General features: G+C 38.1%; 6 protein-coding genes. 1 reads left to right on the plus strand and 5 read right to left on the minus strand.

The annotated features are described in order from the left end of the window. The first annotated feature begins 33 nt into the window (after positions 1-33). Positions 34-1,164: a M14 family metallopeptidase gene (locus tag AB685_RS24235; RefSeq protein ID WP_047973149.1), complete on the plus strand. Its 1,131-nt coding sequence runs from the start codon at positions 34-36 to the stop codon at positions 1,162-1,164. A gap of 79 nt (positions 1,165-1,243) precedes the next feature. Here AB685_RS24235 and murC read toward each other — a convergent pair whose 3' ends face one another. The 5 genes from murC to AB685_RS24260 form a co-directional block, all read right to left on the minus strand. Then, positions 1,244-2,548 carry a UDP-N-acetylmuramate--L-alanine ligase gene (murC, locus tag AB685_RS24240; protein ID WP_047973150.1) on the minus strand — a complete coding sequence of 435 codons (1,305 nt, stop codon included), beginning with the start codon at positions 2,546-2,548 and terminating at the stop codon, positions 1,244-1,246. A 252-nt stretch (positions 2,549-2,800) separates the two neighbouring features. Beyond that, complete coding sequence (locus AB685_RS24245) at positions 2,801-3,898, minus strand: nicotinate phosphoribosyltransferase (RefSeq protein WP_047973151.1); 1,098 nt, start codon at positions 3,896-3,898, stop codon at positions 2,801-2,803. A gap of 130 nt (positions 3,899-4,028) precedes the next feature. Beyond that, on the minus strand, positions 4,029-6,677 hold the full coding sequence (locus tag AB685_RS24250; protein ID WP_047973154.1) for a DNA translocase FtsK: 2,649 nt from the start codon (positions 6,675-6,677) through the stop codon (positions 4,029-4,031). A gap of 115 nt (positions 6,678-6,792) precedes the next feature. Then, positions 6,793-7,401 carry a YtpR family tRNA-binding protein gene (gene ytpR / locus AB685_RS24255; RefSeq protein ID WP_047973152.1) on the minus strand — a complete coding sequence of 203 codons (609 nt, stop codon included), beginning with the start codon at positions 7,399-7,401 and terminating at the stop codon, positions 6,793-6,795. Between the two features lie 74 nt (positions 7,402-7,475). Continuing rightward, positions 7,476-7,797 (minus strand): DUF1444 family protein (locus AB685_RS24260; protein WP_047973153.1); only part of this gene is annotated, 322 nt, incomplete at its 5' end.

The raw sequence follows: 7,797 nt of genomic DNA on the forward strand, positions 1-7,797 counted from the left end.
TTCTTAGAAATGAACATAAAGGTGGAATAAGCAATGATTGAAACTGATATCTACTTAAAATCAACATATGAGGAATCAAGGGAATCTTTCCGTTCTCATTTAGATAAAATTAAAGAGAAATGGCCAAATGCCGTTATCACTTCGAAATCTATTGGGAAAGAAGAAGAAGAGAACACGATTGATATGATCTATGCTGAAGCACTCACTACAAATGAACAAGTTCTTTTCTTTACTACTGGAGAACATGGAATCGAAGGGTACGCAGGTGCTGGTGTGATTCATTTATTCGTTGAAGAGTATCTCGATCAAATCGACCCACACACTACAGGGATTTGCTTGATTCATGCTCTCAACCCTTGGGGAATGAGACATTTTCGACGAGTAACCGAAAATAATGTGGATTTAAATCGTAATTATATTTATGACAAACAATCAGTTCCAAAGGATATAAATGAAAATTATTCAAAAGAAAGTGATCTTTTCCTTCCTAATGGGAAAATTACTGATTTGCAGCAAGAAAAGAGAAAGCTTTATACACAACTCAGTAAAGCTTTAGTCACTACGGGATATAGTGGAATAAAAAAAGCTAAAGGAATGGGTCAATTTGAGTTTGAGAGAGGGGTTTATTTCGGTGGGACAAGAGAAGAACCTTCTACCACCTTTTTAAAATCTGTCCAAAAGAAACTTTTAGCTACTTTCAACTGCGTGATTCATATGGACTGGCATACAGCATTAGGACCATCTAACGAAATAACAATGGTTATCTCAAATTTAGATCAGCGAGATGAAGACGAATTAAAATCTCACTATCAGTTAAAGAATATCCAATTGTTCACTGGTGAAAAAGTGAAGGGAGATTCTTCGCACTATTTCCATAAGGTAAAAACGGAAGAATTTCCTAATACTGAACTTTTCTCTGCCCTCTTTGAATTCGGTACTTTTGGAACCGGAAAGAAAGCTGAATTTCGAGAGTTTCAAACGATTGTATTAGAAAATCACTTATATTGGGAAGGAGCAAGTAACGAAGAGGATCGCCAGTGGATTTTAAATGAATTTAGAGAAATGTTCTATCCTGATAACGAGCATTGGAGAGAATCTGTTATCAAAGAAGCTAGATTAGGAATCGAAGCGATCCTTACTACCGAAAAAATACTTCTTAATTAAATTAAATAACCAATAAAGAACCCCTTATCTAGTAATCAGAATGCTTTCTGCTTACGATAAGGGGTTTTATTAAATGCTTTTATTGTACAGTTAATGTTTCTTCATAGGCTTTCTGGAACTTTTGGATGTCACCTGCACCCATAAATAATAACGTGCTGTTATCATGCTCTTTAAGACGAGCAACATCTTCTTCAGTGATTAGCTGCGCATCAGGAATAAGATCAAGAAGATCTTGAATGGTTAATGACCCCGCTTGCTCACGTGCAGATCCAAAGATATCGCATAAATAAACATGGTCTGCCAGCTTTAAAGCTTCTGCAAATTCATGTAGAAATGTTTTTGTACGTGTAAAAGTGTGTGGTTGGAAAATCGCCACGATCTCTCGTTCTGCATATTTTTTCTTGGCAGAATCAACTGTTGCTGCAATTTCAGTTGGGTGATGAGCGTAATCATCTATCAAAATTTGACTTCMCATTTCCTTTTCAGTAAAGCGTCTTTTTACACCTTGGAACGTCTTTAAATGCTCTTCAAGAACTTCAGCTGGAACACTTTCATAATGACATAGAGCAATAACAGCTAAAGCATTTAATACATTGTGGTTTCCGTATCCAGGTATTGTGAATGTGCCATATAAGTTATTACGAACATACACATCAAAAGTTGTTCCTTCACTTGTCACTTCAACGTTTCTAGCTTGGAAATCATTTTGTTCACTGAAGCCATAAAATACGACCGGAACATTAGCATGAATACCTTGTAAATGTTGATCATCACCGCAGGCTACAATCGCTTTTTTCACTTGCATTGCCATCTCACTAAAAGCTTGGAAAACATCCTCTACATCCTTGAAATAGTCGGGGTGATCGAAGTCGATATTAGTCATAATACAGTAGTCTGGTTTGTAGTTTAAGAAATGACGACGGTATTCACAAGCTTCAAACACAAAATACTTGGAGTCTTCCTCACCTTTTCCGGAGCCATCTCCAATTAAGTAAGATGTAGGGTATGCTGAACCTAGGACATGTGATAGCAAACCAGTCGTAGATGTTTTTCCGTGACAACCTGTAACAGCGATACTAGTAAATTGTTGAATAAAGTCACCCAAAAAGTGTGGGTATTGTTGAATCGGTACGCTAAGTTCATTCGCACGTGCAACCTCTTCATGATCTTCACCATAAGCTGCCGATACAATGACTTGTTGACCCTCTTCAATATTTTCTTGGTTAAACGTTAATAATGGTATTCCTTTTTGCTCTAAAGGTCTTTGTGTAAAGAATTGCTTCTCAACATCTGAACCTTGTACATCCTTTTTCATGTCATGTAAAATTTGTGCTAATGCACTCATTCCTGACCCTTTAATTCCAATAAAATGATATTTAGTCATAGTTGGACCTCCAAATTCCTCATGGTTTCAAACGCGTCCAAGTCATGTGTAAGTTATGGGGAGTATGTAACTCAAGATCGTTTTTAGTATAAAACCGTTTCGATTCACTTTAATGATTATAGCAGAAATATCAGCAATCACCAATTCTACTTGTTCCATGGAACTTTATACTCATTAATATTAATTCACACTCATTACCCCATGCTTCACTTAAAAAAGATGACCCACTGCAATTAGCGGGTCACCTAACCGTTAATCGACAAGTTCTAATCTAGGATTGTTACGAAAACGTCTCCCCGCTTTCGCTTCATGTTCTCCATTTAATAAGACATTGTCTCCTGTGAATCCGATGTGTATCTTAAGCAAACTCCCACCAACTCCGTAGATATCAATCGGAACACCTTGCTCTTCGTATGACTCTATCCGCTTAGCATTAAAGCCACCTGTAGCAACGATTTTTACATGGTTAAATCCTTCTCTATCAAGAGCTTCTCGTAGTGCAAATAGCAGAACTGGATTTGCACCACGTGGATCAAATGCTCCMATCACTTCAGGGTTTCTACAGAAATATTGATCAACCATTGTTCGAGATGTGTCTACTCTTACTCCTTTTAAATCGTCACCAAATGCTCGTGCTACTTTTAGGGAATCTATTATCACATCATTATTATAATCAACTAAAGCCATTAATTCATCTTCAGGAAATTCAGTTTGGTATGCTCTTGTCGCTTCCACCACATCACCACTGAATAATTGAATTAACGCATGAGGCATTGTTCCCATTCCCTTTTTACCCCACCATTCATTCATTGCGTGTGTTGCCTGGGCTTTAGAACCGCCAATATATGCTGCATAACCGTCACMAGACTGTTGTGTAAAATGATCATCACGATCACCCATAAAAATAACAGGCTTTTGAACTCCTGATTTTCTAGCCGCTTTTACTACATTATATACATTTGTGGCCACAGATGTTCTTCTAGCAAAAATCCCATCTATGATCCCCTCAAGAAAACCAAAGTTTTGATAAGGACCAGTTATGGTCAAAACGGTTTCAAATGGCTTAATTTTATCACCATCTTTTAGGGAATGAATCTCTAGTTCATCTGTATTCTTGGCAAATGTTTTGATTAAAGCAATTACTTCATCTGTTCCACACAGTATAGCATGTTCTTTTTGAAAAAATTGCATCGTAATGACATTGTCTACATGATATTTCTGAACAATCTCGCGCGTTTTCAAGAAATAAACAGCTGAAAACCAGCCATCATGAATTCGTTCATCAAACTTGAACGTTTGATTTGTTAATCGTTTGATCTTGCCCTGCATCTTCAATTCTATTTCCTTCATAGCCCCTTATACTCCTTGTACCCATCCTAATAGTTATAACCATACAGTTCTTCTCTATATCTAGTAAATAAACTCTTACCTATCATATATAACCTTCACGCTGAATACAAGGCAAAGCTGGTGATGTCCATTACCTACTTGGGTACAGTAACTCTTCAAGTTCTAGTTCATCTACTAAAATATGACGCGGTTTACTCCCCATTGCTTCACTAATCACACCCATACCTTCCATCATGTCAATTAATCTAGCAGCACGGTTGTAACCTACTCTAAATCGGCGCTGTAAGCTAGAGGCAGATGCTCCTCCTTGTTGAACCACAAAGTAACAAGCCTCTTCAAATAAGTCATCATCTTGTTCGTTGCTACTTTGCATTTTTTGTAACTGTTCAGGAGCAAATAGGTATTCTGGTTCTCTTTGCTTTTTAACAAAAGCTAACACATCTTCAATCTCTTCATCCGAAACAAATGTCCCTTGAACTCGTACTGGCTTAGGAGCTCCATTTTCATGGAAAAGCATATCTCCTTTTCCTAGCAATCTCTCAGCCCCGCTCATATCAAGTATTGTTCTAGAATCCGTTTGAGATGATACAGAAAATGCAACTCTAGTTGGGATGTTGGCTTTAATTAATCCCGTAATGACGTCTACTGATGGTCGTTGTGTAGCGAGCAGCAAGTGAATACCACATGCCCTAGCCTTCTGCGCAATCCTGCAAATGGAATCTTCTACATCTTGTGGAGAAACCATCATAAGGTCAGCCAATTCATCAATCACAACGAGCATGTAAGGCAGTGCTGGTTTATCTTTTGATTCAGAGTACAATTCATTATATCGACTAACATCTCTTACACCTTGTTGGCTAAATAATTCATAGCGTCTCTCCATCTCACCAACCACCCATTTTAAAGCCGCAGTCGCTTGCTTGGCATCGGTTATCACCGGTGTAACAAGATGAGGTAATTTATTATAAGGGGCTAGCTCTACCATTTTAGGATCAATTAATAGTAACTTCACTTCATCAGGGTTCGCTTTATAAAGTAGACTAATGAGCACCGAGTTAATACACACACTTTTACCAGAACCTGTCGCACCTGCAACAAGTCCGTGAGGCATTTTCCTTAAATCTGTAACGATTGGTTGCCCTGAAATATCAAGTCCTAATGCAACTGTTAGAGGTGAGTCAGGTTTAATGAAGACATCCCGACGTAAGATCTCTCTAAGGAACACAGGTTTTGATACACGGTTAGGCACTTCAATCCCAATTGTGTTTTTCCCTGGAATTGGTGCCTCTATACGAATGTCTTTAGCAGCTAATGCTAGCTTCATATCATCCGTTAAGCTTGTTACTTTATTTACTTTCACTCCACGAGCAGGTTGAATCTCATACCTTGTCACCGAAGGTCCTTTAGTTACATTTACTACTTTCGCATCAACATTAAAGCTTTGCAGCGTCTCCTCAAGAACCTCAGCTTGTTCTGCCAACCACTCGGAGTCTTGATCCTCTTGGTGTTGTGGATATTTTAAAAGCTGGATACTTGGGTGTTGATACGTTTCTTGAACGGTTACTTGCTGGGGTTGAACCTTTTTCGGTTTTCGATCTTGTGGAAGCATCATCACATTAAACGGAATACTTTCCTTTGCTTCCTTTTTTTCACTTGCCTTTTTAATAGGCTGTGGTCTTTCCAGTGGCTCATCCTTATTTACTTCTACTTTAGATGGCTCTTCTTCTTGAGTTTGATTTACCTTAGCTCCTAATTCCCCAATTGAAATAGATACTGGAGTAGAAGGTTCTTCCATCACTTCTTGCTTTTCAACTAATGGATCTACTTGTTCTACTTGTTCTTCAGGCATAGTAGTTTCAACTACCACTACCGACTCTTCTGGTGGTGTTGAAGAGAGTAAGGATTCAGTTTGCTCTTGCTTTTCAGACCTCATCACGTCTTCACTAGTAGTTAACTCTTCTTCTGGAAAGGCTGTTTCCACATGTAGTTTGGTTTCATCTTGATGTGGTTCTTCTTCTACAATGGAATAAGTGGTGTCTATATCGAGTTTTTCTGGTACCGAATCAAGGATATGTGAATGTTCTTCAAGTACTGTATCTTCTTGCTGAACCACTTCAGTCTCCGTACTCACTTCTGGTTCTAATACTTCTAGCTCACGCGGGACTGTAGCTGCCACTTCTGTATTTCGTATATTCTCTGCTCTTAAGAATACTTCTAGCTGTTTTTCCATTGTTACACTTGGTCGCTTGGTTTCAATGACCTTACCGAAACCAGGTAAGGATGAAAGCAAGGACTCATCTTCATACATATTTTTTTTACGTTCTTTAAATCCGTAGACTGGAGAAGGAATCGATGTGGGCTTAAATTCTTTCTTTACTTTCGTTTTCTCCATTGCCTTCTCTTCGATTTTTTTATCTACTTTTATTTCTGGCCTACTATTATGTTTATTGCGATCAGGTCGGCGATAGCTTTTCTCTTCTGCTTGTTCTTCATTTACTTGTCGAAATGATCTTCTTGTTCTAGTCTCTACATTCTTTTCAGAGCGCTGTGATTGCTGGTCTTGTCCATCTTCTATTAACGGAAAACGAAACTTCCCAGGCTTTGGGTATTGATAGACCATTCTAGGAACGCTTTCTCGATTGCCCCCTTCTATGTACCCTACTTTTCTTTTATTATCTGAATCATGACTAATTTGTTTTTTCTGTTGCAAACCACTATCTTCTCTATTTTGTTTATCTATTTCTTCTTCACCGAATAAAGCTCCTTGGATTCGTTTCATCCATTGCTTCAAATTGTCCATTCTTCTCACTCACTTTCTTATTTAAATTGATTCCCACTACATGAGTAGAAAGAACCACTAGTTATCTCTAGTGGTTCCCCCAATGTGAATCAGCCTAGCGCATCGGAAAGGCTAATCCAACTTCATATGTGTCTTCTAGTACTAGAATCCCTTTTTCCTGCGGTGCATCAGGGAGAGCTAGTTCTTTAGCCGAACAAATCATTCCTGATGATTCCACACCTCGTAGAGCTGCTTCTTTAATGACAAGTCCACTCGGCATGACAGCACCCACTCGTGCTACAACGACTTTTTGCCCTTGATCCACATTTGGAGCACCACATACAATCTGTAGTCGCTCATCTCCTACATTGACGTGACAAATGTTTAATTTATCTGCATTTGGATGCTTAACTTTTTCTTCAACATAACCAACTACAAACTTTGCTTGCTTTTTTAAAGATATATTTAGGTCAAATCCATTTTCTTTAAATGCTTTTTGAATAAGGGCTTGTACATCTTCTGTTAATTCTACAGCACCGTTATCAACTAGCTCCCCATAAGTAGAAGCTTTAAACAAGTTGTAACCTAATGTTTCCCCTGAAATTTTATCATATATTCGAACAAGGTCACCTTTTGTCTCAAATGTACGGTTTTCTAATTCACCGTCTTGAATGACCATTATTAACGTATCTCCAACACCTTCAACATTATAGAACACATTCATTGTAATAAGTTCTCCTTATCCACTAAAATCAGCTTTTATCAATTCTTATTGTACCATAATCATTCTTTAGAAGATTACGGTTGTTGTGGTTTTTTATGAGCTAAGATAAAAGTTGGCTCTAAWTCCCCATTTTCATACATGAAAGGAAGAGCGGTCACTGGTATTCGACCCTCTCCAAAAAACTGTAAAGCAATTTGTGCTAGCACATCGTACCCACTATCATTTTGAATATCTGCCATAATTAATACGTCTTGATGAGGGATGGCTACTGCTAATTGCCCTGTTACTTTCTTAGCCATTTTTGCTAATAAAGAAGGATCAAGTACGCGACTTGCATCGTATCCGTCTTTCGCTCGCAGGAAGTAAAATGTGTTTCCTGCTACTACATCTTCTTTT

This window comes from Bacillus sp. LL01 (genome assembly GCF_001037965.1).

Excerpts from the sequence above, each read along its gene's own strand:
- AB685_RS24250 (WP_047973154.1), bottom strand. The coding sequence starts at position 6,677 with ATGAAACGAATCCAAGGAGCTTTATTCGGTGAAGAAGAAATAGATAAA.
- ytpR (WP_047973152.1), bottom strand. The coding sequence starts at position 7,401 with ATGAATGTGTTCTATAATGTTGAAGGTGTTGGAGATACGTTAATAATG.
- AB685_RS24235 (WP_047973149.1), top strand. The coding sequence starts at position 34 with ATGATTGAAACTGATATCTACTTAAAATCAACATATGAGGAATCAAGG.